We start from the raw sequence: 24,225 nt of genomic DNA on the forward strand, positions 1-24,225 counted from the left end.
GTAATTAAGACATAAATCTTAATTACCTTTTGTTTTTTTGAATGATTATCAATACTAAGTGTTTTAATATTAGTTATATACTAATGTCGCTTTTCCGTTTACGCAAACAACCGATTTTGGTTTTGTAACGAAATCACAATTTGAAAAAATATTCCATTTCTCATTAAATTCCATTTCCGCAATGTTGTAAAAATTAACTTTATTTAAAAATTCGACAGTGTTAATTTGCAAAGAGTAAGGAATATACTTTTCTGGTCCTCCATAAGGTTTCGATCCTATTGCTGTAAAATTCCAATCTCCATCACATGATGTTGAAGAGCTGGAAAGTGCAATAATTTCATCATACATTTTTTGTAGATTTTGTTTTTCTGTATCTCTATCAGATTCGTATAATAATGTTGCTTTGCCATTAATACATTTAGCAGATTCAGGTTTTGGAGCAATTTCACATGATGAAGTAATTTTCCACTTATCATTGAATGCCATTTTAGTGCTGTTGTATATATTTACTTTAGCAAGGAAATCAGTAGTGTTAATTTGTAATGAATAAGGGATATAACCTTCAGGACCTCCACAAGGTTTCGATCCTATTGCAGTAAAATGCCAGTTTCCTGTGCATGAGTCACTATTTTTTGAAAGTGTAATAATCTCATTATACATTTTTTTAAGATTTTGTTCTTCTTCAAATTTGTCAGATTCGTATAGCAACGTTGGCTTGCCATTCATACAGTTTACAGAAATAGGTTTAGGGGTTACAACACAAGTTGAAGTGATGTTCCATTTCTCGTTAAAATCTTTCTGTTGTAAGTTGTAGGTATTGACCTTTGCAAGAAAATTGGTCAAATTAATCTTCAAGGAATATGGGATATATTTTTCGGGTCCTCCGCAAGGTTTTGATCCTATGGCAACAAATTCCCATTCTCCTGTACATTCTGTGTTACTCATTGAAAGTTCAATAATTTCATTGTACAGTTTTTCTAAGTTTTTAGAGTCTTCATTTTTTGTAACCAAATCATTTTCTACTTTGTTGTTTTTTACAATGATGTTTTCATCAGCGTTACATGCAGTAAAAATTAAACAAATGGTAAGGGCTAATAAACTAATTTTTTTCATGGCTTTGATTTTTTTGCAAAGAAGAAAATTTTGAAAGTAGAAAAAAGTCAGTTGAAGCCAAAATAATAATAAAATAAGACTTATTTTGTAAGTTATACCGTGTTAAATATATAGTATAAAGATGTGTTGCTTTTTAATTAGATTACCAAAGCTGATGAACAGAAGGTTTTATAAATTCATCATAAATTTTATTCATTTCCGAAATCTGCTCTGCAGTTAATTTTGGAGTATCATAAACTGATAAATTTGATAAAACATGATTTACTTTTGATGCTCCGGGAATAATACAGCTGATTTCTTTAAAACTTAAAATCCATTGTAAAGCAATAGGAGCGAGGTTTGGTGTTTCTGGGAATAGTGCTTTTAGAGCTTCAACTGCTTTTAAGCCTAATTCGTAATCGATTCCAGAAAAAGTTTCCCCTTTATCAAAAGCTTCTCCGTTACGGTTAAAGTTACGATGATCCTGGGGTTCAAAAACTGTTTTTTCGCTGAATGTACCCGTTAAAAGTCCGCTTGCTAGAGGAACTCTGGCAATAATGCCAATATCTTTTTTTCTGGCTTCTGAGAAAAATAATTCTGAAGGACGCTGGCGGAACAAATTGAAAATAATCTGAACAGTCGTTACATTCGAATATTCTATTGCCTTTAAGGCTTCTTCAACTTTTTCGACACTTACACCAAGGTTAAGTATTTTTCCTTGGTCTTTTAAACGGTCAAAAAGTTCGAAGATTTCAGGACGGTAATATACTTCAGTCGGCGGACAGTGCAGCTGAATCAAATCTAGGGTCTCTAAACCAGTTCTTTTTAAACTGTCTTCTACGAATTTTTGAAGCACTTTTGGCGTATATCCTTCATTGACATGAGGGTTGATCTGGCGTCCGCATTTTGTAGCAACATAAATTCGTTCCGATCGAGATCGAATCACTCTGCCGACAGCGGTTTCACTTAATCCGTTTTCATAAACATCGGCAGTATCAATAAAATTAACACCGTTGTCTATTGCTGTATTCAAAAGTTCATCAGCAATTTTATCATCAAAACCCGAACCCCATTTTCCTCCCACCTGCCAAGTGCCAAGAGAGATTTCAGATATATTAAAGTTTGTTTTTCCTAGTTTTCTGTAGTTCATTTTTTTGAGGTTCTAAGTTTCTGAGTTGCTAAGTTTCTAAGTTTTTTTTGAGATTCTAAGTTTTAGTGTTTAAAATCTTAGAACCTTAGTAACTTAGTTTCTTAGCATCTTTTTTTAATCAAATAAATCCGAAGACAAATAACGATCGCCTCTATCGCAGATAACGGCAACTATAACACCAGATTCTAATTGTTCTGCAATTTTTAGGGCAACGGCAACAGAACCTCCGCTGCTCATTCCCGCGAAAACACCTTCTTCTAATGCTAATCTTTTGGTCATTTGGCGTGCTTCTTCTTCGCTTACATCCACGACAGTATCAACTTTAGAAGCATCAAAAATTTTCGGAAGATATTCTTCCGGCCATTTACGAATTCCAGGAATCTGTGATCCATCGCTTGGCTGAGCGCCGATAATCTGCACATTTGGATTCTTTTCTTTTAAATAAGTCGAAGTTCCAATAATAGTTCCAGTAGTTCCCATTGCCGAAACAAAATGCGTAACAGTTCCTTCAGTGTCGTTCCATATTTCAGGGCCGGTTGTTTTGTAATGCGCTTTCCAGTTATCATCATTGGCAAACTGATTTAACATTAAATAACCGCCTTGTGCTACTTTTTTGTCTGCATAATCTCGTGAACCAATAATTCCTTCGCTGGCAGGGGTTAAAATAACTGTAGCGCCGTAAGCACGCATTGTTTGTGTGCGCTCTTTTGTGGAATCTTCAGGTAAAACCAATTCGATTTCTATGCCAAATAATTGAGCGATCATTGCCAGTGCAATTCCAGTATTTCCGCTGGTTGCTTCAATTAATTTATCGCCTTTTTTAATATCACCTCTTTCTAATGCGGCAGCAATCATATTGTAAGCTGCCCTGTCTTTTACGCTTCCTCCAGGATTATTTCCTTCGAGTTTTAGCAAAAGTTTTACATTTTTATTTTTAACCAAATTGACAGTTTCCATTAAAGGAGTATTTCCAATTAGGTTTAATAATTTCTGTGGACCCATTATTTTTTTTCTTTTATTTTAACTTCAGTTGTGGTAGTGTTTAGAACAATAGAATCTTCAGGGATAGATTTAGTTACCCATGAATTTCCGCCAATAACACTGTTCTTTCCAATTACCGTTTCTCCGCCTAAAATTGTTGCGTTGGCATAAATACACACATTCGCTTCAACGGTAGGATGTCTTTTAGCATTTTTCATATCCTTGCTCACACTTAATGCACCAAGCGTAACACCTTGATAAATTTTTACATGTTTTTTGATAACAGTAGTTTCTCCAATTACAATTCCGGTAGCGTGGTCAATGAAAAATGGCGATGCAATATTTGCTCCGGCATGAATATCTGTTCCTGTGATCCTATGTGCATATTCGCTCATTAATCGAGAAAACAGAAGTAAATCTAAATGGTACAATTCATGGCTTAATCTATAAATAGCTATAGCGTAAAAACCAGGATATCCCAGATAAACTTCATCGATACTATTTGAGGCAGGATCGTTTTCTAAAATGTACTCGGCATCTTGGTTTAATTTTTCTAAAACGCTTGGCAGTTTTTCTAAAAATCTATCCCACATAGAACCGCATAAATTTTGTGGTTTTTTGCAGGCTAAAACAGCGATTTCTTTAAAGCATTTTTCCAATTCATCAATGCTTTCTTCTAAAACTGCATTTGAATCAAAAAGAGTGTAAAAAAGCTTTTCTGTAAAGTCTTCTGTTTTGGTTTTAATACCGTAGTTTATGTGCGAATGGCTCTTTAATGCCTTTATATTTTGTATGATAGTGTCTTTTGTCACAATGGTAAAAATGAATGAATAATTTTGGAACGTTAAAAGTAAGGTGTTTTTTGGAAATAAAGTCACGATTTAACTAAAGAAATTTTGTCTAGAAAGTTGTATTTGTGATAAAAAACGAATTCTAAACACTTCTTTTTTATGTGTTTCTTACCAAGTTAATTGCGTAAATTAGCTTTCAAAACATATCAAATGAAAAATAATAAAACATTTAAGAGTGCAATTTCGGGACTTCCATTTAGTGAAAACGAAAAAATCTGTGGTAAATCAATTCATGATCCTATTTTGGGTTTAATCAAAAAAGAATTTCCTGATTTTAATGATGACGATTGTATCGCTGTAAACGAATTAAATGTTTATCGCCAGCAATATATTTCCAATTATCTTTCGACAGAAATAGGAGCGCTTTCCGCAATGGAGAAAAGTGTTATTTCTTCATTAAAACAAGATAAATCTATCGTAAGTATTGTTGAAGACGAGGAAGAAGTTCGAAATTTAGGACAAAAGGTAGCTGATAAAGTAGCCGATTTTGGCGGAAGCTGGACTTTTATTATTTCGTTTGTTGTTTTTATTATTATCTGGATCGGCTCCAATGTTTATATTCTTTTAAATAAAGGTTTTGATCCGTATCCGTTTATTCTTTTAAATTTAATTCTTTCTTGCGTAGCAGCTTTGCAGGCGCCGGTGATTATGATGAGTCAAAACCGCCAAGAAGAAAAAGATAGGAATCGAGCTAAAAAAGATTATATGATTAATCTAAAGTCTGAATTAGAAATTAGAATGATTCATGATAAAATCGATCATTTGATTATGCATCAGCAGCAAGAATTAATCGAAATTCAGAAAGTGCAAATCGAGATGATGAATGATATTTTGGATCAGATTAAGAAATAAAGGTTCTTAAAATTCCAATTTTTTAAAATCCCAAATTCCAAAAAAGAGCGAAGCGATTTTTTAGAAAATCTAAAATCTATCCCGAGGCTTCGGGACTAAAATCTAAAAATAAAAGTGTTTGAAGTAATAACCTCCAAGCATAAAAATGAAATTTACGGCTGCCATTCTCCAAACTAATTTTTTGTAATTTTTAGATTTGTCTAAAAAATGAAGCGCTATAAAACCGAACAATAAAAGGCAGGTAAATATCGCTGGATACATTTTAAAAGCAGCTGAAAATTCACCTTGAAAAAGTAAGAATAATGACCGCTGAAAACCACAGCCTAAACATTCAAAACCGAAGATGGTTTTGAACAAGCATGGGATCATATATTTCTCTAAAGTCATGGCAGATCTTTTTGCAATTTTACTAAAAAAATATGACAAACGTTTTGCACAGGATAGAAGTACTACTTGAAAGTTTTATACTTTTGAAATCTTAAACTTTGAATTGATGAAAGCTTTTAAAATTATAATAATGATTCTTGCGATTTCGGTTGCGTTTTACGAACAGGTTTCGGAAGAAAAAAACATCTATATCATGATCATTGCAATTGTAGTTTTCATGTTCGGAATGATGCAGCTAAGTGCAAAAACACCAAGTAAAAATAACGATAAAGAAGAGTAGGATGCTGGTAAAAGGAGATAAGGTTTCTGTACTTGATGAAGTCATAAACGGAACGGTAGTTTCGGTTAAAAATAACGAGGTTTTGATAGAAACTGAAGATGGATTTATGATGACATTTTTTGTCAACGAATTGATTAAGATTCAAGATTCCAGTGATTTAATGAATTCTATTAAAAGAATAGATTTAGATCAAGTTTCAAAAGAAAAAACAGAGCTAAAACCTAGAAGTTTTGTTAAAGAAAAGAAAGAAAAGCGTGATGTTGGCGTTCCAGAATTTGATTTGCATATCGAAAAATTGGTTCCCAATAAACGCGGAATGTCCAATTATGATATTTTGACATTACAGACAGAAACGGCAAAAAGACATATCGAATTTGCGATTCGAAACCGCATTCCGAAAATCGTTTTTATTCATGGTGTCGGCGAAGGAATTTTAAAAGCCGAACTTGATTTTTTATTAGGCCGTTATGACGGAATTGATTTTCAAGATGCCAATTATCAAAAATACGGTCTTGGTGCAACCGAAGTTTATTTTAGACAAAACAATAAATAAAACCAATTTAGAAGCTTAAAATCGATTATTTTTGACCATAAAAAAACGTCTGTTTTTCCATCTGGTTTAGTATTAAACCAGTTTCGAAAAACAGACATTTTTTGTAAGAATTATTTTTTTTATTTTCGTCGAAAATCTATATTTTTTTAGTTAACAGTTCTTTCGATGTTTCCTAAAAGAAAACGGCTTCCCAGTTTAAAATGGCTATTTCCTTTTTCTAAAATTACATTTCTAAGAACTATCGTGTGTGTATAAACTTGTGCAACGTGTGTTGTTGTTACTTCTATAATTCCGCTTGTTCCAGCTTCCCCAAGTTTACCACTCCACGTTTCGTCAATTGCAGGTGTAGATGTCGGATTACAGATATATGCTTCTGAAAAAGAACCTGTCTCTGCCTTTGCTGTTCTATAATAAACTTTATTCATTGATGCAGTAATCAGACTAGTTCTAGGCTGGTTTGCTGGGGTGTCTGTATTTACAATTAAAGCAGGATCTATGTCATCAATTGTCAAATAAAAGGAGTTGTTGTAATTATATACTTTTTTAAGATCTCCACATTCGTAAGCCGTACCATTAGTATTAGTTTTGAAAACTAAACTAGCAGGAGTTACAGTTGTACTGTAGGTTCCAAAAACATATTGAGCCTGAGTTTGGTTTCCAGACGGTTTAGCAAATGTTACATTTTTGATTATAATACTATGGTCATAACCTGTGATGCGTGAACCATCATCAGTTGTATTTGGTTTTTCGATTTGTGAAGTTTCAATTGTAATTATACCATCTGTTGCAAGCCATTCTTCTGTAACTTTAGGAGTACTTGGCGGAATTGCTCCACAAATATTAGCAGTTTCAACAGCGCCATCATAAGCTCTATAAACTACACGATATTGTCCGTTACCTTTTGAGTCAATTGGATACTCATAAGTTCCAGGATCATTAACAATTCCCGCAGTTTCTGGCAATTGCAGTAAAAGCGCTTCTTGATTTTTTAATTTATAAATTAAAGTATTGGTTAATGGATCGCAGGCTTGAGAAGTTGTAACGCTTTCAAAATCTATTGTTTCTACAGTTAAATCTCCATCATCGCAGCCGTTTAATAAAAAAGCAAATAATAGGAGAGAAGCATATTTTTTCATCGTAAAATTTATTTGGGTCAAAAATAGTGAAAAAAATGGCAAATGATATTTAAGATTTGACAATTGATATTTCTTAACTTTGTCCCGATGAAAAAAGTATATCTAGATAATGCCTCAACAACTGCAATACGTCCCGAAGTAATTCAGGAAATAACAAAAATTATGGTTGAGGATTTTGGTAATCCATCGTCTACACATAGTTTTGGACGAAATGGCAAAACAATAGTAGAGCTTTCCAGAAAAAGTATTGCGAAACATTTCAATTGTACTGCCCAAGAAATAATTTTTACTTCTGGCGGAACTGAAGCGGATAATTGGATTCTGCGTTCTGCGGTTGAAGATTTGAAAGTTGAGCGAATTATTACTTCTAAAATTGAACATCACGCTGTTCTATATACTGTTTTGGCGCTGCAGGAAGAATACAATATTCAGGTTGATTATGTAAAGGTAAATGCTGACGGAAGTTTAGATCTAACGCACTTGTCTAATCTATTATCTGATGAGAAAAAGACATTAGTTAGTTTAATGCATGTAAATAACGAAACAGGAACAATTTTAGATTTAGAAAGAGTAAGCCTTATTTGCAAGCAGTATAATGCCTTGTTTCATTCTGATACAGTCCAGTCTGTCGGAAAAACTGAAATCGACTTGCAAAAGACCCCAATTGACTTCATTTTGGCTAGTGCGCATAAATTTCACGGACCAAAAGGAATCGGATTTGCCTTTGTTAGAAAAAACTCAGGTTTGCAGCCGTTACTTTTTGGCGGAGAACAAGAAAAAGGTCTTCGCGCAGGAACCGAAGCAGTACACCAAATTGCCGGAATGGCAAAAGCTTTGTCTATTTCGTATGAAAAACTAGATGAGGAAAGAAACTATATTTTAGAATTGAAAAAATATCTTATTGATCAGCTTGAAAGTCATTTTCCTGATTTTAGAATTAATGGAAAAAAAGATGATTTTTATAATATCATTAATATCATTTTACCTTTTTCATCAGATAAAACTTCAATGCTTCTTTTTAGTTTAGATATGAAAGGAATTGCAGTTTCGAGAGGAAGTGCCTGCCAGTCTGGAAGTATTAAACCTTCGCATGTTTTAAAAGAAATGCTTTCTGAAGAAGATCTAAAATTGCCCAATCTTCGAATTTCATTTAGCCATTACAACACCAAAGAAGATGTAGATTGGCTGATTGAGAGTTTGAAAAATATTTAAGCAACTAAGGTTCTGAGAGGCTAAGATTCTAAGATTTTTGTTTAAAATATTCTTCGACTTCATTCAGAAAGACATAAGGATTGTCAGGCTGAGCGAAGTCGAAGCCCTTTATTTACGTATTACTTTTACCTGAGAATCGTTTGTTAATTTGATAATTGTAGAAGATTTTCCGTTGATTTTGTCTTGGTTTAATTTCACCACATAATCAACACCATTTATAATTTCTGGACTAATGTCTTTAAAGGCAAGAGGTGTAGGCTGTCCAGAAATATTTGCAGAAGTTGAAACCAAAGGTTTTTTCATTCTCTCCAGCAATTTATAGCAGAAAGGTTCTTTTATCAAACGAACTCCTAATGATTTATCGGCTGCAATAATATTTGGTGCCACATTTCTGGCATCGTCCAGAATTAAAGTCGTTGGTTTGTCTGATAAATCCCAGATTTGCCAAGCAACTTCAGGAATGTTTTTAAACACGTTGTAAATCATCTTTTCGCCATTCATCAAAACTATCATGCTTTGTGTCTCTGCACGCTGTTTTAATTTGTAGATTTTGGCAACAGCTTCAGGATTTGTGGCGTCACAGCCAATGCCCCACACAGTATCTGTTGGATAAAGAATGATGCCACCTTCTTTGATTACTTCGTATGCATTAATTATTTCTTCGTTCATTATAAAAAATCTTGACTGGTTTTGAATGTATAATACAGCTGCAAAGTTATAAATAAAAAGATTATTTATTTGAATGGGCAGGATAATCAAGTATTTTGCTTTTATTTTTTTGTCTTAGAAAATGACATCAAAGGCGATTCAATATATTTAAAAGTCAGTTGACAAATAAAAAGCAATGGTAAAATTGAAACTGTTACAATCATCCAAAATTCAAGATCAGTTAAAGTTTTTGCTCTTTCAAGTCCAACAACAAAATGAAATAGTATGAATAGAAAAATACCATGAAGCAAGTATAAACTGTATGTTATTTGACCAAATTTACGTGAAAATGCACTCGACAAAATTCCGAAAAAGCTATTTCCAGATGCGATAATTAAAAATACAAGTGATGAAATTATAATTTGAATTGGCTTTTTTCCACCGTTAAAAAAATATACTGAAACTCCTAACAGCAGTAAGGCTAGAATTGTATATTTCTTTTGCTTAAAAATCGCTTCGGTCTTTTTCATGCTCATTATTGAGGCAACTATAATTCCACCAAGAAAAGAAGTAAAGTGTCTCAATGATGATTTATTTAAAACCATAATTATTGCAGCAGCAAACGTAAATTAAGTCTATCTTTATTATTTTGTTACTGTAAAAACGCTTAAAATTAAAACAACTAGAATTGGAATCAGGAATATAAAAACGGAAAAATTCATACTTAGTAATGTGACTGTGGGCGCTACTAAATAAATGAGTAGATGCTATTTTATTTTTTTTGCAAACATACTCAAACTTATAAAATTAATGAAAGAATAGTATTGTAAAATATGTAACAATTATAAGTAAATATTTACTTTAATTTAAATACAAATTAAAACATTGTAAATTAGATAGATACTTCGAGTTAAGTGTTGGTGAAAATTAAAAACAATGATTTCGACAAAGAGGTCTAGATTTTTTAAGATCTATTTATAAGGTGCTGTTTTTGAAAATTACATTTTCAATCCAGCCCTCTACCGTGTATTTTTTATAAATTGACTCTGGAATTTTTTCATATTCATTTTCGAAAAAAGAAACAGGAATAACAGGTTTATTTTCGTCAATTACTAAAATATTGTTTGGATTATAAAAATCGTAGTTTTTAATATCTGGATTTGTTGTGATAAGTTTCTTTTCTAATCCGAGACTTTCAAAAGTTCTAAAAGTTAGCCCTATTTGACCATTTCGATGAATATCTAGCAATACTTTAGAACGGTCTGCATATTCATGCACTTTCGACAAAGGAACATGTTTGGTGACATATGTAATACCGTCATCTCCCGATTTATGTTTGTTTTTTTTATCGTAAACAATGAATTTAAAATTTACTTTTTTAGACTTCAATTCGTTAGCTATTCGAATTAATGTTGATCGTCTTTTATCTATTGTACTAATATTGAAAACGCCATATTCTAAAGGAATTTCATTATTTGAAGAGGTCTTATTACTGTAAATCCAGTTAGGAGCGAAATTTAAATTAAAATTTACGCAGTCTTCTTTTTCGAACGAATATGCTTCATCAAAACTAGGAATAACTCGTTTGATTTTAGGACAGCGATAGATATTATCATTAAAAAATCCAATCGATTTTTTGGTGTATTTTTTGAATTTTAAAACGCTATCGGGATCAATAAAATCGCCTTTTATTGTCAAAATTACATCCTGAATTTGATTGTTTTTTTTTAATTCTTTCAGTATTTCTTTTCCGTGATGGAGTGTTTTGAGATTCTTTTTAAAAAAAGCTTTCAAAACAAAATTATATACCCTGTGAAAAACTGTAGGATATTTGTATTTATAATCTCTAAAATTAATATGATGGACATTGTGTCCTTGTTTTTCTAAAGCAGACGAAATACATTCATTCATGCCTAAATTATCTAAACTTATTAGAGTTATATTCATTATTTTATTTCTAATGCGGTTTGTAGTCTTTACTATTTAATCTTGGTTACGAGGCTTATGTATATATATTACAGTAAAATTTTGTTATAGACTTTTACGTATTCTGCAGCAGCTGTTTTCCAATTGAAACTTGCAGCTCTTTGTTTGAAAAGTAATTCATTTTCAGGTTTATTATTTTCAAAATTATTTAAACCATCAAACAATACGTTTTTCATATATTCAGGATCAAAATCAGACCAATATTTGGCGGCGTTTCCTCCTATTTCGGGCAGTGAAGTTTTATCAGACAAAAATGTAGGTTTTCCAAAACTCATTGCTTCAATTGGTGGTAAGCCAAAACCTTCCCTTATTGAAGGAAAAAGAAATGCTGTGCAATTTTTCATAAAAAACTGTTTACCTTCATCGCTCACTTTTCCAGTTAAATAAACTTGATTTGATAAGCCATTATCTTTTATTAACTGTTTTATTTTTTCTCCGTACTTTCTATCATGATTTCCAGAAATTATCAAATTGTAATCTTTTATTAATCTCATCATATTAATAATAGATTCAAAGTTTTTTCTTTCTATAAAATCGCCAATACTGTAAAAAAAAGGTTTGTCAACAAGGACATTAGGTACATATGAAGATGTATCTAGAAATTTAGTGATTGGATTTCCATTATGGATAACATATTCAGGAACGTCTGGAACATCAAAATATTGATGGGTTTGCTTTTTTGCAAACTCCGATATGTAGGTAACGGCAGTTGCTTTATTTAATTTTTCTAAAAAAAGTTTATTTCTTCTGTGATTAATATCTGAAGATATTTCCTCAGCAAAATTCACATCGTGAATTGTAAGCAAATATTTGGTTTTTATTAAAGGTTCAACTTTTATATTCTGATTTACAGAATGCCAGAGGTCGTATTTTTTGCGAACTCTAAAGAATTTCATCCTTGATAAATTACTGTATTTGTTGTAATCGAATTTGTTTCCAAATTCACTTTCAAGAAGCTTTATATCTGTAGCATTTAATGTTAGCTTTAAGTTTTCAAGTTCTAGTTGAGATAATCCTTTGATTAACTCGTAATTGAAAGTTCCTAAACCAGTAGCTCTATTATTTATGTTATGAGTTTCTAAAAAAACAGTCTTTTGTTGCTGCATCTTTTATTTTTTTTACGAAAATACAATATTAATTTGAAGTGTTAGATTGTATATGTACTTTTGTACTTAATAAAAATATACTGATGAATTTTAAAGTAAATCCACTTTTCAAGAATAATACGGACTCCATCATCGGAAGTATTAAAGGTTTTAATGACATAGGAATTCTTTTTGGAAACGGCGATCGAAATAAAATTAAATTATTTGAATTAAACGGAAAAACGATTAACATAAAATCATTTAAGGTTCCGAATTTAATCAATAAAGTCGCTTATAAATATTTTAGAAAATCAAAAGCAAGACGTTCGTTTGAATATGCTACTCTTTTGTTGGAAAAAGGAATTGGAACTCCTGAGCCCATTGCGTTTCTTGAAAATTTCAATTTTATTGGTTTAAAGGACAGTTACTACGCCAGTGAACATTTAGTAACCGAATTGACATATAGAGAATTGGTAGAAATTCCGACCTATCCAGATCATGACACTATATTAAGACAATTTACCAAATTTTCTTTTGATCTTCATGAAAAAGGAGTAGAGTTTTTAGATCATTCGCCTGGAAATACCTTAATTAAAAAAGTTTCTGAAAATCTATACGATTTTTTCTTGGTAGATTTGAATAGAATGAATTTTCATGATTTTATGAGTTTTGAACAGCGTATGAATAATTTTAGACGCTTGACGCCTAAAAAAGAGATGGTTGCAGTGATGAGCAATGAATATTCTAAGTATTATACAGATAAAACAGAGTCTGAAATTTTTGAGAAAATGTGGTATGCAACTAATCACTTTCAAGAAGAATTTGCGAGAAAGAAAAGATTAAAAAAGAAATTAAAATTTTGGAAATCTTAGTCGTTTCTAGACCTAATTTTTTTTAGCTCTTGAAATCGAACAGCAACACTCAATGCGTTTAGGTAGCAAATTATAATTCCCTTTTTTCCGTCTAAGATTCCAAGTCGTAGTAAGTATTGATTTATGAATTGATAAGCCGGACGAATGTAAAAATGAAAAAAATTAGGCCTAGTATTTTTTAATAGCTCTTCTTGAGCTTTTAATTTTCCGTAAAAGATCATTTTTTGCTTGTAATTTTCATAATTCGAATACGAATAATGAATCAATTTTGTTTTTAATTGACCAATTTTCCCACTTACAATTAATTTTTCGTGAACAATTTTTTCATGATTATAAATTGCAGTTTCTTTCTTAAAAAGTCGGATAATTTTATCTGTTTGCCAGCCGCTAAAACGCAGTTTTTTATTTTTAAACATAAAGTTTCTGCGAACAAAATAAGCCGAAGCACAATCTTTTTGGCTGGTTATGAAACTGATTTCTTTTTGAAGTTCTGGAGTCAATCTTTCGTCAGCGTCTACAAAAAGAATCCATGAATTTGAAGCAAGACTCAGGGCAAAATTACGCTGAGAAGCAAAATTGTCAAAAGCACGCTGTACTACTTTTACATTAGGAAATGAAGAGGCGATCTCAAAAGTTTTATCTATGCTAAAAGAATCTACGATGATTATTTCATTGGCGAATGCCAAATTATCCAGCACATCTTTTATATTTTGTTCTTCATTATAAGTAATAACCAATGCGGTCATTGCTTGTTTTGCTGTCAAAATCATTTTATTGTAGCGCTTAGGTTTTGACTAAGGAAGGACTCAATTTTTTTCTCAAAAAATTCAGGTTTAAATTCATGGTATAAAGATAAGGCTTCCCTCTTCAGTATTTTTTCGGTTTTTTGCTCAAATAAATCAGCACGATAATCTTTTAAATGAACAGAAAGATGATGAATTCCGTCTTCAAAAGTGGCCCAGATTTTCTTTTCAATCCAAGGCGAGAAAATGATAAACGATGGTTTTTCAAGGGCTTTTGCCATATTTATTGCACCGCCATCGTTACCAATAATCAAATCACATTGATTCATGAGGCCAATAAAGGAGCGCAAATCTCCTCCCAATAAATCAAAATAAATTTTTGCTTGTGTTGAAGGTTTACAGGCATTAAAAACGGTTTTAGCTTCTTCTAACTGTTTTGGGAAATAATTAAAAAGAATATTTACATCTGTGGTATCAGCTATATAATCAACCACTTTAGACATAAACTCTAAAGGGTAGGTTTTTAATTTTTCGCTGCCTAAAAGACTGATCATAACTGTTTTTCGATCTTTTTGAACATTATATTTTTCAAAAAGAGTAATAGCATCTTGATTTTCTTTTTCAGAAACAAATAATTTCGGAATTGGATTAATTTTAATTTTGAGATCTAAAGGTTCTAATAACGAAAGTCTTCTCTCGATTGCTAAACCTAAATTTGTTTTTGGAAAAGGCTCAAACGGCACATTATCAGTGTATAAAAAGTTTCTTCCTGGTTTTTTATAAGATATTTTTCGTTTAGCATTGCTTAATAAAACTATTATCCAGCTTTCGAGCTTAGAATACGCATCAATTAATAAATCGTACTTTTCTTTTCTAATCTGAAATCCAAGATTTAATAACTCTTTTTTGCTTTTTCGATGTTTTTCTTCAAATAAAATAATATTGTCAATACTTGAATTGCTTTGTAAAACTGGAGTTGTTGAGGCGTAAACTAAATAATCAATTTGAGCCTCTGGATAAGCAGTACGCAAATTATTGCATATTATACTGCTGATCAAAACATCACCAATCATTTTTTGCTGAATTACAAGTATCTTCATATAGAGAATTAAGTCTTTTAAGAATTTACAAATTGAAGCAAAAAAAATCCAAATTCCAATTGATAAAATTGAAATTTGGATTTTTTTTACTATATTTTCTTAAAATCTATACAGCAACATCGTATTCACGAAGCGCATTATTTAAAGAAGTTTTTAAATCTGTAGATGGCTTACGAGTACCAATAATTAAAGCGCAAGGAACTTGAAATTCTCCTGCAGCGAATTTTTTAGTGTAGCTTCCTGGGATTACTACAGAACGAGCTGGTACAAAACCTTTCATTTCTACTGGTTCATCGCCTGTAACATCAATGATTTTTGTTGAAGCAGTCAAACAAACGTTAGCGCCAAGAACAGCTTCTTTTCCAACGTGAACACCTTCAACAACAATACAACGTGATCCGATAAAAGCACCATCTTCGATAATAACTGGAGCAGCTTGTAATGGCTCAAGAACACCACCAATACCTACACCACCGCTTAAGTGTACATTTTTACCAATTTGTGCACAGCTTCCAACAGTAGCCCAAGTATCAACCATTGTTCCTTCGTCAACATAAGCACCAATGTTTACATAACTTGGCATTAAGATAACACCGCTAGAAATGTAAGCTCCATAACGAGCCACAGCGTTTGGTACTACACGAATTCCTTTTGCAGCATAATCTCTTTTAAGTAACATTTTATCGTGATATTCGAAAATACCAGATTCCCATGTTTCCATTTTTTGAATTGGGAAATACATCACAACAGCTTTCTTAACCCATTCGTTTACCTGCCATTTATCACCAACTGGTTCAGCAACGCGTAATTTTCCTGCGTCTACCAATTCGATAACTTCTCTGATAGCATCCGTTGTTGTAGTTTCTTGCAATAAAGCTCTGTTTTCCCAAGCTTGTTCAATTATAGTCTGTAAAGAATTCATACGTTTAAATTTTTGGCAAAGATAACGTATTTGTAGAAATGCAAAAAAGCAAAACGACTTGAAAATGTTACAGATTTAACTTTTTGTTTCTTATTTGTAAAACTTAGAATTGTTACACGGATTAAAGATTTTTTAAAACTACCTCTAGAAGTTTTTTTTATGTCAAAATATGACAAAAGTCAGATTTTGTATTTTTTCTTCTCTTTAATTTCGCATCATTGAAAAACATTCCATTCAATAAATTAATCATATAAGCAGTAAAATATGGATCAAGAAAATCAACTTCAGAACAGAGTAATTATTGACAAAGAGGTAACTTGGGATAAAACTCAAGTTATTATGAGTAAAACAAATGCCTTTGGTATTATCGAATATGCCAACGAAGTATTTGTAGATGTTTGTGGTTACGAAGATTATGAATTAATGGGACAGCCGCACAATATTATACGCCACCCAGACATGCCAAAAGTTATTTTTAAAGTGCTTTGGGAGAATCTTAAAAACGGTAAAAACTTTCATGCCATTGTAAAAAATCTGGCCAAATCCGGAAGATACTATTGGGTAATTACCGACTTTGAAATCGCTCGTGACGAAAATGATGTAATTGTAAATTATTTTGGACGAAGACAATCTGTACCGCAGGAAGTAATTGCCATGCATATTGAACCTTTGTATAAAAAATTATTGCAAATTGAAGCGGCAAGCGGGGTTGAATTCAGCGAAAAATATCTGATCGGATTTTTAGAAGAGAAAAAAAGATCTTATGTTGAATATATTAAGGAGTTGATTTACGAACACGAAAAGGCGCAAGCTAAGTTTGCTAATTATGTTGAAGAAGAAGATGGAGAAGAGGAAGAACATAGAGGCTTTTTTGGCCGATTGTTCGGTAGATAATTTGAGTTATTTTTTAGGTTTAAATATTTGGATAGGTCCGTCTTGAATTTTCGAGGCGGATTTTTTTATTTTTACTCTCTTTTATTTGAACGAAATAAAACTTGGGAAAATATTTTGAAGTAAATTTGTCAAAAAAAAATAAATGCCTAGAATCCTTTCTATAGATTACGGACAAAAACGTACAGGAATCGCTGTTACAGACGAAATGCAGATTATTGCATCAGGTCTTACAACAATTCCAACTCATACTTTAATTGATTTTTTAAAAGATTATTTTGCAAAAGAAAAAGTCGAAGCAGTATTAATTGGTGAGCCTAAGCAAATGAATGGGCAGCCTTCAGAAAGTGCTTCGGTAATTAATGGCTTTGCGACTCATTTTTCAAATATTTTTCCAGATATGAAAGTGATTCGAGTAGATGAGCGTTTTACTTCAAAAATGGCATTCCAAACAATGATCGACAGTGGTTTAAGTAAAAAACAGCGTCAAAATAAAGGTTTAATAGACGAGATATCTGCTACAATTTTACTTCAAGATTATCTTTCCGCAAAAAAATAACGCTCTTCGTCTTATTTATTGTTTATAATTTAAAGGTTTTTAGAAAATCCTAACTTTTATCATCTAAAAATTAGTTTTTTTTTGCAATTAAAAAAGTACCTTTGCACTTTAAATAAAAATACTGTTATGCCTGACGAAACCATACGTTCAAATAGTGATGTAGTACTCATTGGAGCTGGAATTATGAGTGCCACTCTAGGAGTAATTTTGAAAGAATTACAACCGGATATAAAAATTGAAATTTACGAAAGATTAGATGTTGCTGCTGCAGAAAGCTCTGATGCTTGGAATAATGCAGGAACTGGACATTCTGCCTTTTGTGAACTAAATTATACTCCAGAAAAGGCAGATGGCAGTATCGATCCTAAAAAAGCAATAAGTATTGCAGAATCTTTTGAGATTTCAAGACAGTTTTGGTCTTACTTAGTGCAGGAAAAAAAAGTGCCTTCTCCTGAAAATTTTATTAAAAGCGTGCCTCATATGAGCTTTGTATGGGGAGATAAAAACGTAAATTATTTAAAAAAGAGATTTGAAGCTCTGCAAAGCAATCCAATTTTTTCTGAAATGACTTTCAGTACCGATGTCGAGCAGCTAAAAAAATGGATGCCGCTGGTAATGGAAGGACGAAATGCTGATGAAAAATTAGCAGCCACACATATGGAAATTGGTACCGATGTAAATTTTGGTGCCTTAACCAGAAGTATGTTCAATTATTTAGAAAAATTAGATGGCGTTTCTTTATTTTTTAATCACGAAGTTAAAAAACTAAGACAGCGTGAAGATAAATCTTGGAGAATAAAGATTAAAGATTTGTCTACAGGAAAAATTCGTAAAGCTTACACTAAATTCGTATTTATTGGTGCAGGCGGCGGTTCTTTACCTTTGCTAGAAAAAGCAAATGTACCAGAAGGACATGGTTACGGCGGTTTTCCAGTAAGTGGACAATGGCTGAAATGTACTAATCCAGAGGTTATTGCTAAACATCAGGCAAAAGTTTACGGAAAAGCAAGTGTTGGAGCTCCGCCAATGTCTGTTCCTCACATTGACACCCGTGTAATCGATGGGGAAAAAGCACTTCTTTTTGGACCATTTGCTGGGTTCTCAACTCGTTTCTTAAAAAACGGTTCTTATTTAGATTTGCCTTTGTCAATTAAAGCTAATAACTTAATTCCAATGCTTGCGGCAGGTTATCATAATATCCCGCTGACAAAGTATTTGATTGAGCAGGTTCGCCAGTCTCCAAAAGATAGAATGAAAGCTTTACGTGAATATTTACCAACTGCACGTTCTAAAGATTGGAAATTAGAAAAAGCAGGACAACGTGTTCAGGTTATTAAGAAAGATGAAAAAGAAGGCGGTATTTTAGAATTTGGTACCGAAGTAATTAATACACATGACGGAACTTTAGCAGTTTTATTAGGTGCTTCTCCAGGTGCTTCTACAGCCGTGGCGATTATGGTTGATTTGATCAGCAGATGTTTTACCAATCAAATTAAAACACCAGAATGGGAGGCTAAATTAAAGAAAATGATTCCTTCTTATGGTCAGACTTTAAATGATAAACCAGAGCTTTTAGCAGAGCTTAGAAAACATACAGCAGAAGTTTTAAAAATAAAATAAGCTTCTCTAATTATAGAATAAAAAAACAAATCCAGATGAATTAATCTGGATTTGTTGCTTTTAGGTCGGTCGTGTTTTTTAGAATTTTTTCGGCAAGATTGCTCATCCAGATTAATTGTTCGATAACCATTGAAGCTTCCTGCATTTTGGCTTGACGTGTTTCTTTGTCTAAACCATCATCTTCTGCCAAGCGTGTAAAGTTCTTTCTTTTTAATTCTTCAAATTGTAACGTTACATCTTCTTTTTCAAAAAATGTATCTTTTAAAATAACTTCATTTCTTAAAATAGAAATAGAGTGATCAAGATTAGCTAAAATCGTTTTAATGATATAATTGAAAGACTCAGAAGCAGATGTAGTTTGATGCGATTGAATATAAGTTGACAGCGATGCTAAAGCAGATAATAATGAGTGATTTAAAACCACTAGTTTGTTTACCAAAGGCATTGTTTTCTGTTTCGATTTTGGTTCCTGCATCATACGTTGAAATGAAGTCATTAGATTTCCTATTTCAACAAAAGCATTCTTTCTGGCTAATCTATAAGAAGTCGGAACTTCTCCTTTTTTATTATAAAATTCAGCAATTTCCTTGAGATAGTTTCGGTTGGCACGAATTGCGTTTTCAATATGAATAGGAGTATTAATAAATTCCCATGCGGGCCACAAAAATTGATTGGCAATAAAAGCTAAAACTGCGCCTGCGAGTGAATCTAAAATTCGGTATTGAATAACTTCATTGATATCCGGCGTTAGAATTCCGTATATAAATACCACATACATCGTAACAAATGTTGCGCTGATCTTATAGTTGATTTGTGTAAACGAAATCCCCAAAAGCATACAAATAATAGAGAAAATACTTAAAGCAACGTGATTTTGAATAATAGATACAATTCCGAAAGCTATGATACCTCCCAAAACAGTTCCGAACATTCTATGGTAAGATCGCTCTTTTGTTAAGCCATAACCAGGACGCATTATTACAACAATAGTCAGCAAAATCCAGTAAACGTTTTGAAATGGAAGAATCTGACCTAGAAAAAAACCAATTAGAATTGTAATTGTTAAGCGCAGCGAATGCCTGAAAATAGAAGAAGAATAACTTAAATTTTCGATCAAAGTTCGAAGCGGATAATATTGCGGCGTCAGGAATTTTTCAAGCTCCTTATCCTTGTCTTTTAATTTATAAGACTGCATTGCCAATGAAAATGCACGTTGAATAATCTTGATTTTTCCAACCTGATTTTTCGCATATTTCAGCATATTGGTCAGCATCAAAACTCCTTCGGCTGCTTCGTCTTTTCCTAGAGTTTTTTCGTAATCAAAAATTGCAAATTCAAGGGCATCAAGCTCGTTCTTTAAATCATTTTTGTCTACATACACGCTGATGTGGCGAACATTTTTTGAAAGTTTTTTTAAAGTCGAAGCCAATTTATAAGCCACATTTTGATATGTTCTTAAAACCTCTGGATGCTTTGCAAATTTGATGTGAAGTTTACTATGATCAAAAGACGTATAAAGTGCAAGTTCTTGAATTTCGACCAATGTGATAAAAACCAAAAGCATTTTTCTGTTCTGGCTCGTAATTCCAGATGCGTTCTGATTTCCGATCAGCATTTTTCTCAAATCTTCGTGAATAAGATTTAATTCTACCTGAACGGCCAGTTGTTTTTCGATAATTGCTTTTCTATTCGCTTCTGGACTCCATAGATCGCCTCTTAGTTTTAAATATTTCGCAGTTAATTTTATGCCTTCGGCAATTTGTAATTCTACATATTTATAAGGCTGTACTAAATGAAAAATAAGCGAAACAATTAAGTATAAAATTCCTCCAATAAATATAAAACCAGAGTATTCAAACGCCTGCCAGCCCTCATGTAAGTGGCCAAAAGAAAGAGAAATAGATAATAAAGCAGAGAAAGATATTAAAGTTGCACGCTGTCCATAGACCGAAATCATAGAACAGAGAAATAATAAAAATCCTAAAAAGGGATAAAATAAAACGGGATAAGGATAAACCAGATTAACCAAAAGGTTAACGCCGGAAACAATAAAAGATGCAGCAATTAATCCTTTAATTTTATGACTCAGCGAACTAGGAATATCGCTTGGATAAGTATAAAAAGCTCCTAATGCTATTGTAAAACCAATTTCAAAATGACCTAAAAAATTTAAAACTAAAACAGGAACAACAGAAGCAATGGTTACTTTAGAAGCATTGAAAAAAGAGGTGCTGTTGGTAAATTTCGAAATTTTATCAAACATAAAAAGAGGTTTACTAGCAAAGGTAAGAATTGTACGAGTGATTTTGGCATAATTATAGCTGAGATTTTTAACGGTTTTGAAAAAATATGATATAAAATAGTAATAGAATTATTCATTGACTATTTTTTACTATTTTTGCCAGCTGAAATATGAGAAGTTTAGTTCTGTTTTGCAGCACATAAAAAACATAAATAAAAACAAATGATTTTACCAATTGTAGGATACGGTGATCCTGTTTTGAGAAAAGTAGGGCAGGACATTACACCAGAATATCCAAATCTAAAAGAAACGATCGCAAATATGTACGAGACTATGTATAATGCGTACGGAGTTGGACTTGCAGCACCGCAGGTTGGACTGCCAATCCGTTTGTTTGTTATTGATACAACGCCTTTTAGTGATGATGAGGATCTTCCTTCAGAGGAACAAAAAGATTTGAAAGGTTTTAAAAGAACCTTTATCAATGCTAAAATCGTTAAGGAAGAAGGTGAAGAGTGGGGTTTTAATGAAGGCTGTTTAAGTATTCCAGACGTTCGTGAAGACGTTTACAGAAAACCGATTGTTACAATTGAATATTGTGACGAGGATTTCGTAATGAAAACAGAGGTTTTTGACGGCTTAATTGCAAGAGTAATTCAACACGAATACGATCATATTGAAGGAATTTTATTTACAGATAAAATTTCGTCTCTTAAAAAACGTTTAATTCAAAAGAAACTAAAAAATATTACTGAGGGAAAAACATCTCAGGAATATAGAATGAAGTTTTTTGCAGCCAAAAAAGGGAGATAAGTTTTCTAAATATTTAGAAACAAAAAATAAATCAAATTCTTAATACTAATTTTAATAAAAATGAATTTAACGAAAATTTTAGCCATTTCAGGGAAACCAGGTTTATACGAATTGAAAGTTCAAACTCGTACAGGTTTTGTGGCGGAATCATTAATTGATGGGAAGAAGATTACTGTAAATCTAAAAAGCAATGTAAGTTTATTGTCTGAAATTTCGATTTATACTTATGAAGGTGAAAAACCATTAACTGAAGTAATGCAGCAAATTGCCGTTAAAGAGAACAAAGGTCAAGCGATTTCTCATAAAGAAGACAACGCTACTTTAGCTGCCTATTTTAAGCAGATTCTTCCAGATTACGACGAAGAAAGAGTTTATCCATCAGACATCAAAAAAGTATTAAACTGGTATAATACGCTTCAAGCAAAAGGTTTAGTTACAGATTTAGCTCCAGCTGTTGAAGAAACTAAAGAAGAAGCTCCAGTTGCTGAAGAAAAACCTAAAAAAGCTCCAGCAGCTAAAAAAGCAAAAGCTAAAAAAGAAGAATAGTAAGTTATTCTTTTAAATATATAATATCCTGTTAAGATAGTTTTCTTGACAGGATTTTTTAATTTTACAAGATCGAGTTTTAAATTTTAAAAGAACTTCAAGATGAATAGAGAAAACCAGTTACAAGCATTTGAGAGATTATTAAATATCATGGATGAACTTCGTGAACAATGCCCATGGGACAAAAAGCAGACCCTGCAGACATTGAGACATTTGACAATCGAAGAAACTTATGAACTCGGTGATGCTATTCTGGACAACGATTTAAATGAAGTTAAAAAGGAATTGGGAGATTTGCTTCTGCACATTGTTTTTTACGCTAAAATAGGAAGCGAAACAAACGATTTTGATATTGCGGATGTCTGCAATGAAATCTGCGAAAAACTAATTCACCGTCATCCTCATATTTATGGAGATGTTAAAGTGGAGAATGAAGAAGAAGTCAAACAAAACTGGGAAAAATTAAAGCTTAAAGAAGGCAAAAAATCTGTTTTAGAAGGTGTTCCTAGAAGTCTTCCAGCTTTAGTTAAAGCAAGTAGAATTCAGGATAAAGTAAAAGGTGTAGGATTTGATTGGGAAGAACCGCATCAAGTCTGGGACAAAGTACAGGAGGAATTACAAGAATTACAAGACGAGGTAAAATCTGGAAACCAAGACAAAATTGAAGACGAATTTGGTGATGTACTGTTTTCAATGATCAATTATGCCCGTTTTTTAAATGTAAATCCAGAAGACGCTTTAGAAAGAACTAATAAAAAGTTCATCAAACGCTTTCAATACTTAGAAAGTAAGGCAAACGAATTAGGAAAACCTTTGATGGATATGACGCTTACCGAAATGGATGTTTTTTGGAACGAAGCTAAAAAACTTTAATTATCGGCCAATTTTTTTAAGGCGCGAACATTTTTAAGCATAATCTTTTTACCAACCAATTCGATCAATTCTGACTTATTAAAATCAGATAATAAACGAATGCAGCTTTCTGTTGCAGTTCCAATAATTCCAGCAAGTTCTTCTCTTGTCAGTTGAACTTTTAGGGTTTTATCGGTGTCTTCGCCAAACGCTTCGTGTAAATGAAGTAATGTTTCTGCTAGTCTTTGCTTCACTGTTTTTTGAACCAAAGCAATTTTTTCATTTTCAGATTCCTTTAAATCTTCGCACACAGACTGCATCATATTTAAAGAAAACTGATTGTTGCTGTTAAAGAAATTAATGATTTCAGTTTTAGGAATAAAACAAACTTCCATGTCTGCAATAGCTTTAGCAGTTAAGTTTGCCGGCTCATTACTAATCATAGAACGCTGTCCAAGAAGTTCGCCAGATTTTACCAATTTTACAATTTGGTCTTTTCCGTTTGCACTCAATTTGGATAGTTTACCAACGCCATCCTTCACGCAAAAAACACCATTGGTTACTTCACCTTCTTCAAAAATGGCTTCACCTTTTTTAATTTTATAAGTGGTTTTGCTGTTTGCTAGTTTTATAACTTCCTCTTTATTAAGAGCTTTTAATGAGCTTAGCTGGCGTACAATGCATTGATCACATTTATTCATGACAATATTTGTTTGCTGCAAAATTAAGGATAATTAAAGTTTTTAGGCACTTTTATCAGGTAAAATTATTATAAATAAGGATTCGTAATGATTTGATAATTATAATTTTATTTCAGTAAAAGTGAATCCGAATATAACATGATAATTATCA

Annotated in this window: 26 protein-coding genes; 11 read left to right on the forward strand and 15 right to left on the reverse strand. The window is 32.3% G+C overall.

Annotation, left to right across the window (positions count from 1 at the left end; all coding sequences use genetic code 11):
* Positions 1-69: 69 nt before the first annotated feature.
* From QMG60_RS11840 to epsC, 4 genes are all read right to left on the reverse strand, one after another.
* Positions 70-1,113: a hypothetical protein gene (locus QMG60_RS11840; protein ID WP_281865019.1), complete on the reverse strand. Its 1,044-nt coding sequence runs from the start codon at positions 1,111-1,113 to the stop codon at positions 70-72.
* A 142-nt stretch (positions 1,114-1,255) separates the two neighbouring features.
* Entirely contained in the window at positions 1,256-2,242 is a 987-nt protein-coding gene (locus QMG60_RS11845) for an aldo/keto reductase (protein ID WP_281865020.1), read from the reverse strand.
* 114 nt (positions 2,243-2,356) lie between these two features.
* Entirely contained in the window at positions 2,357-3,244 is an 888-nt protein-coding gene (gene cysM, locus QMG60_RS11850; RefSeq protein WP_057118659.1) for a cysteine synthase CysM, read from the reverse strand.
* Positions 3,244-4,035, reverse strand: coding sequence for a serine O-acetyltransferase EpsC (gene epsC / locus QMG60_RS11855; RefSeq protein ID WP_134140945.1), 792 nt, complete (start codon positions 4,033-4,035; stop codon positions 3,244-3,246). Before epsC ends, cysM begins: the two co-directional genes overlap by 1 nt.
* Positions 4,036-4,224: 189 nt before the next feature.
* Here epsC and QMG60_RS11860 point away from each other — a divergent pair, with 189 nt between their 5' ends.
* Complete coding sequence (locus tag QMG60_RS11860) at positions 4,225-4,926, forward strand: DUF1003 domain-containing protein (protein WP_281865021.1); 702 nt, start codon at positions 4,225-4,227, stop codon at positions 4,924-4,926.
* Positions 4,927-5,028: 102 nt separating this feature from the next.
* Here QMG60_RS11860 and QMG60_RS11865 read toward each other — a convergent pair whose 3' ends face one another.
* Positions 5,029-5,313, reverse strand: coding sequence for a DUF2752 domain-containing protein (locus QMG60_RS11865; protein ID WP_281865022.1), 285 nt, complete (start codon positions 5,311-5,313; stop codon positions 5,029-5,031).
* A gap of 106 nt (positions 5,314-5,419) precedes the next feature.
* Between QMG60_RS11865 and QMG60_RS11870 the strand changes: the two genes are divergently transcribed.
* Positions 5,420-5,593 carry a hypothetical protein gene (locus QMG60_RS11870; protein ID WP_172426676.1) on the forward strand — a complete coding sequence of 58 codons (174 nt, stop codon included), beginning with the start codon at positions 5,420-5,422 and terminating at the stop codon, positions 5,591-5,593.
* Position 5,594: 1 nt separating this feature from the next.
* A complete protein-coding gene (locus tag QMG60_RS11875) occupies positions 5,595-6,146 on the forward strand; it encodes a Smr/MutS family protein (protein ID WP_281865023.1) in 552 nt (183 codons plus the stop codon).
* Positions 6,147-6,292: 146 nt separating this feature from the next.
* Here the strand turns inward: QMG60_RS11875 and QMG60_RS11880 are convergent, their stop codons facing one another.
* Positions 6,293-7,282 (reverse strand): hypothetical protein, encoded by a 990-nt coding sequence (locus QMG60_RS11880; protein ID WP_281865024.1) that lies wholly within the window; start codon positions 7,280-7,282, stop codon positions 6,293-6,295.
* 87 nt (positions 7,283-7,369) lie between these two features.
* Here QMG60_RS11880 and QMG60_RS11885 point away from each other — a divergent pair, with 87 nt between their 5' ends.
* Positions 7,370-8,494 carry a cysteine desulfurase family protein gene (locus QMG60_RS11885; RefSeq protein ID WP_134140952.1) on the forward strand — a complete coding sequence of 375 codons (1,125 nt, stop codon included), beginning with the start codon at positions 7,370-7,372 and terminating at the stop codon, positions 8,492-8,494.
* Positions 8,495-8,602: 108 nt separating this feature from the next.
* Here the strand turns inward: QMG60_RS11885 and QMG60_RS11890 are convergent, their stop codons facing one another.
* From QMG60_RS11890 to QMG60_RS11905, 4 genes are all read right to left on the reverse strand, one after another.
* Positions 8,603-9,163, reverse strand: coding sequence for an L-threonylcarbamoyladenylate synthase (locus tag QMG60_RS11890; RefSeq protein WP_134140954.1), 561 nt, complete (start codon positions 9,161-9,163; stop codon positions 8,603-8,605).
* Positions 9,164-9,264: 101 nt separating this feature from the next.
* Positions 9,265-9,747 carry a hypothetical protein gene (locus tag QMG60_RS11895; RefSeq protein ID WP_281865025.1) on the reverse strand — a complete coding sequence of 161 codons (483 nt, stop codon included), beginning with the start codon at positions 9,745-9,747 and terminating at the stop codon, positions 9,265-9,267.
* 370 nt (positions 9,748-10,117) lie between these two features.
* A complete protein-coding gene (locus QMG60_RS11900; RefSeq protein WP_281865026.1) occupies positions 10,118-11,089 on the reverse strand; it encodes a hypothetical protein in 972 nt (323 codons plus the stop codon).
* Positions 11,090-11,157: 68 nt separating this feature from the next.
* Positions 11,158-12,234, reverse strand: a complete 1,077-nt coding sequence (locus tag QMG60_RS11905) for a glycosyltransferase family 1 protein (protein ID WP_057118648.1) — start codon at positions 12,232-12,234, stop codon at positions 11,158-11,160.
* Positions 12,235-12,317: 83 nt separating this feature from the next.
* On the opposite strand from QMG60_RS11905, the gene QMG60_RS11910 reads away from it, so the two are divergent.
* The gene (locus tag QMG60_RS11910) at positions 12,318-13,085 is read left to right on the forward strand and encodes a hypothetical protein (protein ID WP_057118647.1); all 768 of its coding nucleotides are present in this window, start codon (positions 12,318-12,320) and stop codon (positions 13,083-13,085) included.
* Here QMG60_RS11910 and QMG60_RS11915 read toward each other — a convergent pair.
* The 3 genes from QMG60_RS11915 to QMG60_RS11925 form a co-directional block, all read right to left on the reverse strand.
* On the reverse strand, positions 13,082-13,855 hold the full coding sequence (locus tag QMG60_RS11915; RefSeq protein ID WP_057118646.1) for a glycosyltransferase family 2 protein: 774 nt from the start codon (positions 13,853-13,855) through the stop codon (positions 13,082-13,084). The genes QMG60_RS11910 and QMG60_RS11915 overlap by 4 nt on opposite strands.
* On the reverse strand, positions 13,852-14,928 hold the full coding sequence (locus QMG60_RS11920; RefSeq protein WP_281865027.1) for a glycosyltransferase family 9 protein: 1,077 nt from the start codon (positions 14,926-14,928) through the stop codon (positions 13,852-13,854). Before QMG60_RS11920 ends, QMG60_RS11915 begins: the two co-directional genes overlap by 4 nt.
* Positions 14,929-15,034: 106 nt before the next feature.
* A complete protein-coding gene (locus QMG60_RS11925; RefSeq protein WP_057118644.1) occupies positions 15,035-15,850 on the reverse strand; it encodes a 2,3,4,5-tetrahydropyridine-2,6-dicarboxylate N-succinyltransferase in 816 nt (271 codons plus the stop codon).
* Between the two features lie 264 nt (positions 15,851-16,114).
* On the opposite strand from QMG60_RS11925, the gene QMG60_RS11930 reads away from it, so the two are divergent.
* The 3 genes from QMG60_RS11930 (at position 16,115) to QMG60_RS11940 (ending at position 18,920) form a co-directional block, all read left to right on the forward strand.
* Positions 16,115-16,744, forward strand: a complete 630-nt coding sequence (locus QMG60_RS11930) for a PAS domain-containing protein (protein ID WP_281865028.1) — start codon at positions 16,115-16,117, stop codon at positions 16,742-16,744.
* Between the two features lie 142 nt (positions 16,745-16,886).
* A complete protein-coding gene (gene ruvX / locus QMG60_RS11935) occupies positions 16,887-17,300 on the forward strand; it encodes a Holliday junction resolvase RuvX (protein WP_111286510.1) in 414 nt (137 codons plus the stop codon).
* A gap of 126 nt (positions 17,301-17,426) precedes the next feature.
* Complete coding sequence (locus QMG60_RS11940) at positions 17,427-18,920, forward strand: malate:quinone oxidoreductase (protein ID WP_057118640.1); 1,494 nt, start codon at positions 17,427-17,429, stop codon at positions 18,918-18,920.
* 40 nt (positions 18,921-18,960) lie between these two features.
* Here the strand turns inward: QMG60_RS11940 and QMG60_RS11945 are convergent, their stop codons facing one another.
* Entirely contained in the window at positions 18,961-21,183 is a 2,223-nt protein-coding gene (locus QMG60_RS11945) for an FUSC family membrane protein (protein ID WP_281865029.1), read from the reverse strand.
* 201 nt (positions 21,184-21,384) lie between these two features.
* Here QMG60_RS11945 and def point away from each other — a divergent pair, with 201 nt between their 5' ends.
* The 3 genes from def (at position 21,385) to mazG (ending at position 23,394) form a co-directional block, all read left to right on the forward strand.
* Positions 21,385-21,975, forward strand: coding sequence for a peptide deformylase (gene def, locus QMG60_RS11950; RefSeq protein ID WP_057118638.1), 591 nt, complete (start codon positions 21,385-21,387; stop codon positions 21,973-21,975).
* A gap of 60 nt (positions 21,976-22,035) precedes the next feature.
* The gene (locus QMG60_RS11955; protein ID WP_134140965.1) at positions 22,036-22,521 is read left to right on the forward strand and encodes a DUF5606 domain-containing protein; all 486 of its coding nucleotides are present in this window, start codon (positions 22,036-22,038) and stop codon (positions 22,519-22,521) included.
* Positions 22,522-22,623: 102 nt separating this feature from the next.
* Complete coding sequence (gene mazG / locus QMG60_RS11960; protein ID WP_057118636.1) at positions 22,624-23,394, forward strand: nucleoside triphosphate pyrophosphohydrolase; 771 nt, start codon at positions 22,624-22,626, stop codon at positions 23,392-23,394.
* On the opposite strand, the gene QMG60_RS11965 is transcribed toward mazG, so the two are convergent.
* Positions 23,391-24,074 carry a Crp/Fnr family transcriptional regulator gene (locus QMG60_RS11965; protein WP_057118635.1) on the reverse strand — a complete coding sequence of 228 codons (684 nt, stop codon included), beginning with the start codon at positions 24,072-24,074 and terminating at the stop codon, positions 23,391-23,393. The genes mazG and QMG60_RS11965 overlap by 4 nt on opposite strands.
* Positions 24,075-24,225: the final 151 nt, after the last annotated feature.

Origin of the sequence: Flavobacterium sp. GSB-24 (assembly GCF_027924665.1) — a bacterium.
Classification (GTDB): Bacteria; Bacteroidota; Bacteroidia; order Flavobacteriales; family Flavobacteriaceae; genus Flavobacterium.

What these genes read in the sequence shown, in the direction of transcription:
- QMG60_RS11840 (WP_281865019.1), bottom strand. Translation starts at nt 1,113, where the DNA reads ATGAAAAAAATTAGTTTATTAGCCCTTACCATTTGTTTAATTTTTACT.
- QMG60_RS11905 (WP_057118648.1), bottom strand. Translation starts at nt 12,234, where the DNA reads ATGCAGCAACAAAAGACTGTTTTTTTAGAAACTCATAACATAAATAAT.
- QMG60_RS11930 (WP_281865028.1), top strand. Translation starts at nt 16,115, where the DNA reads ATGGATCAAGAAAATCAACTTCAGAACAGAGTAATTATTGACAAAGAG.
- mazG (WP_057118636.1), top strand. Translation starts at nt 22,624, where the DNA reads ATGAATAGAGAAAACCAGTTACAAGCATTTGAGAGATTATTAAATATC.
- QMG60_RS11865 (WP_281865022.1), bottom strand. Translation starts at nt 5,313, where the DNA reads ATGACTTTAGAGAAATATATGATCCCATGCTTGTTCAAAACCATCTTC.
- QMG60_RS11920 (WP_281865027.1), bottom strand. Translation starts at nt 14,928, where the DNA reads ATGAAGATACTTGTAATTCAGCAAAAAATGATTGGTGATGTTTTGATC.
- QMG60_RS11965 (WP_057118635.1), bottom strand. Translation starts at nt 24,074, where the DNA reads ATGAATAAATGTGATCAATGCATTGTACGCCAGCTAAGCTCATTAAAA.
- QMG60_RS11895 (WP_281865025.1), bottom strand. Translation starts at nt 9,747, where the DNA reads ATGGTTTTAAATAAATCATCATTGAGACACTTTACTTCTTTTCTTGGT.
- ruvX (WP_111286510.1), top strand. Translation starts at nt 16,887, where the DNA reads ATGCCTAGAATCCTTTCTATAGATTACGGACAAAAACGTACAGGAATC.
- QMG60_RS11925 (WP_057118644.1), bottom strand. Translation starts at nt 15,850, where the DNA reads ATGAATTCTTTACAGACTATAATTGAACAAGCTTGGGAAAACAGAGCT.
- QMG60_RS11915 (WP_057118646.1), bottom strand. Translation starts at nt 13,855, where the DNA reads ATGATTTTGACAGCAAAACAAGCAATGACCGCATTGGTTATTACTTAT.
- cysM (WP_057118659.1), bottom strand. Translation starts at nt 3,244, where the DNA reads ATGGGTCCACAGAAATTATTAAACCTAATTGGAAATACTCCTTTAATG.
- def (WP_057118638.1), top strand. Translation starts at nt 21,385, where the DNA reads ATGATTTTACCAATTGTAGGATACGGTGATCCTGTTTTGAGAAAAGTA.
- QMG60_RS11955 (WP_134140965.1), top strand. Translation starts at nt 22,036, where the DNA reads ATGAATTTAACGAAAATTTTAGCCATTTCAGGGAAACCAGGTTTATAC.
- QMG60_RS11910 (WP_057118647.1), top strand. Translation starts at nt 12,318, where the DNA reads ATGAATTTTAAAGTAAATCCACTTTTCAAGAATAATACGGACTCCATC.
- QMG60_RS11940 (WP_057118640.1), top strand. Translation starts at nt 17,427, where the DNA reads ATGCCTGACGAAACCATACGTTCAAATAGTGATGTAGTACTCATTGGA.
- QMG60_RS11900 (WP_281865026.1), bottom strand. Translation starts at nt 11,089, where the DNA reads ATGAATATAACTCTAATAAGTTTAGATAATTTAGGCATGAATGAATGT.
- QMG60_RS11885 (WP_134140952.1), top strand. Translation starts at nt 7,370, where the DNA reads ATGAAAAAAGTATATCTAGATAATGCCTCAACAACTGCAATACGTCCC.
- QMG60_RS11890 (WP_134140954.1), bottom strand. Translation starts at nt 9,163, where the DNA reads ATGAACGAAGAAATAATTAATGCATACGAAGTAATCAAAGAAGGTGGC.
- QMG60_RS11870 (WP_172426676.1), top strand. Translation starts at nt 5,420, where the DNA reads ATGAAAGCTTTTAAAATTATAATAATGATTCTTGCGATTTCGGTTGCG.
- QMG60_RS11875 (WP_281865023.1), top strand. Translation starts at nt 5,595, where the DNA reads ATGCTGGTAAAAGGAGATAAGGTTTCTGTACTTGATGAAGTCATAAAC.
- QMG60_RS11880 (WP_281865024.1), bottom strand. Translation starts at nt 7,282, where the DNA reads ATGAAAAAATATGCTTCTCTCCTATTATTTGCTTTTTTATTAAACGGC.
- QMG60_RS11860 (WP_281865021.1), top strand. Translation starts at nt 4,225, where the DNA reads ATGAAAAATAATAAAACATTTAAGAGTGCAATTTCGGGACTTCCATTT.
- QMG60_RS11945 (WP_281865029.1), bottom strand. Translation starts at nt 21,183, where the DNA reads ATGTTTGATAAAATTTCGAAATTTACCAACAGCACCTCTTTTTTCAAT.
- QMG60_RS11845 (WP_281865020.1), bottom strand. Translation starts at nt 2,242, where the DNA reads ATGAACTACAGAAAACTAGGAAAAACAAACTTTAATATATCTGAAATC.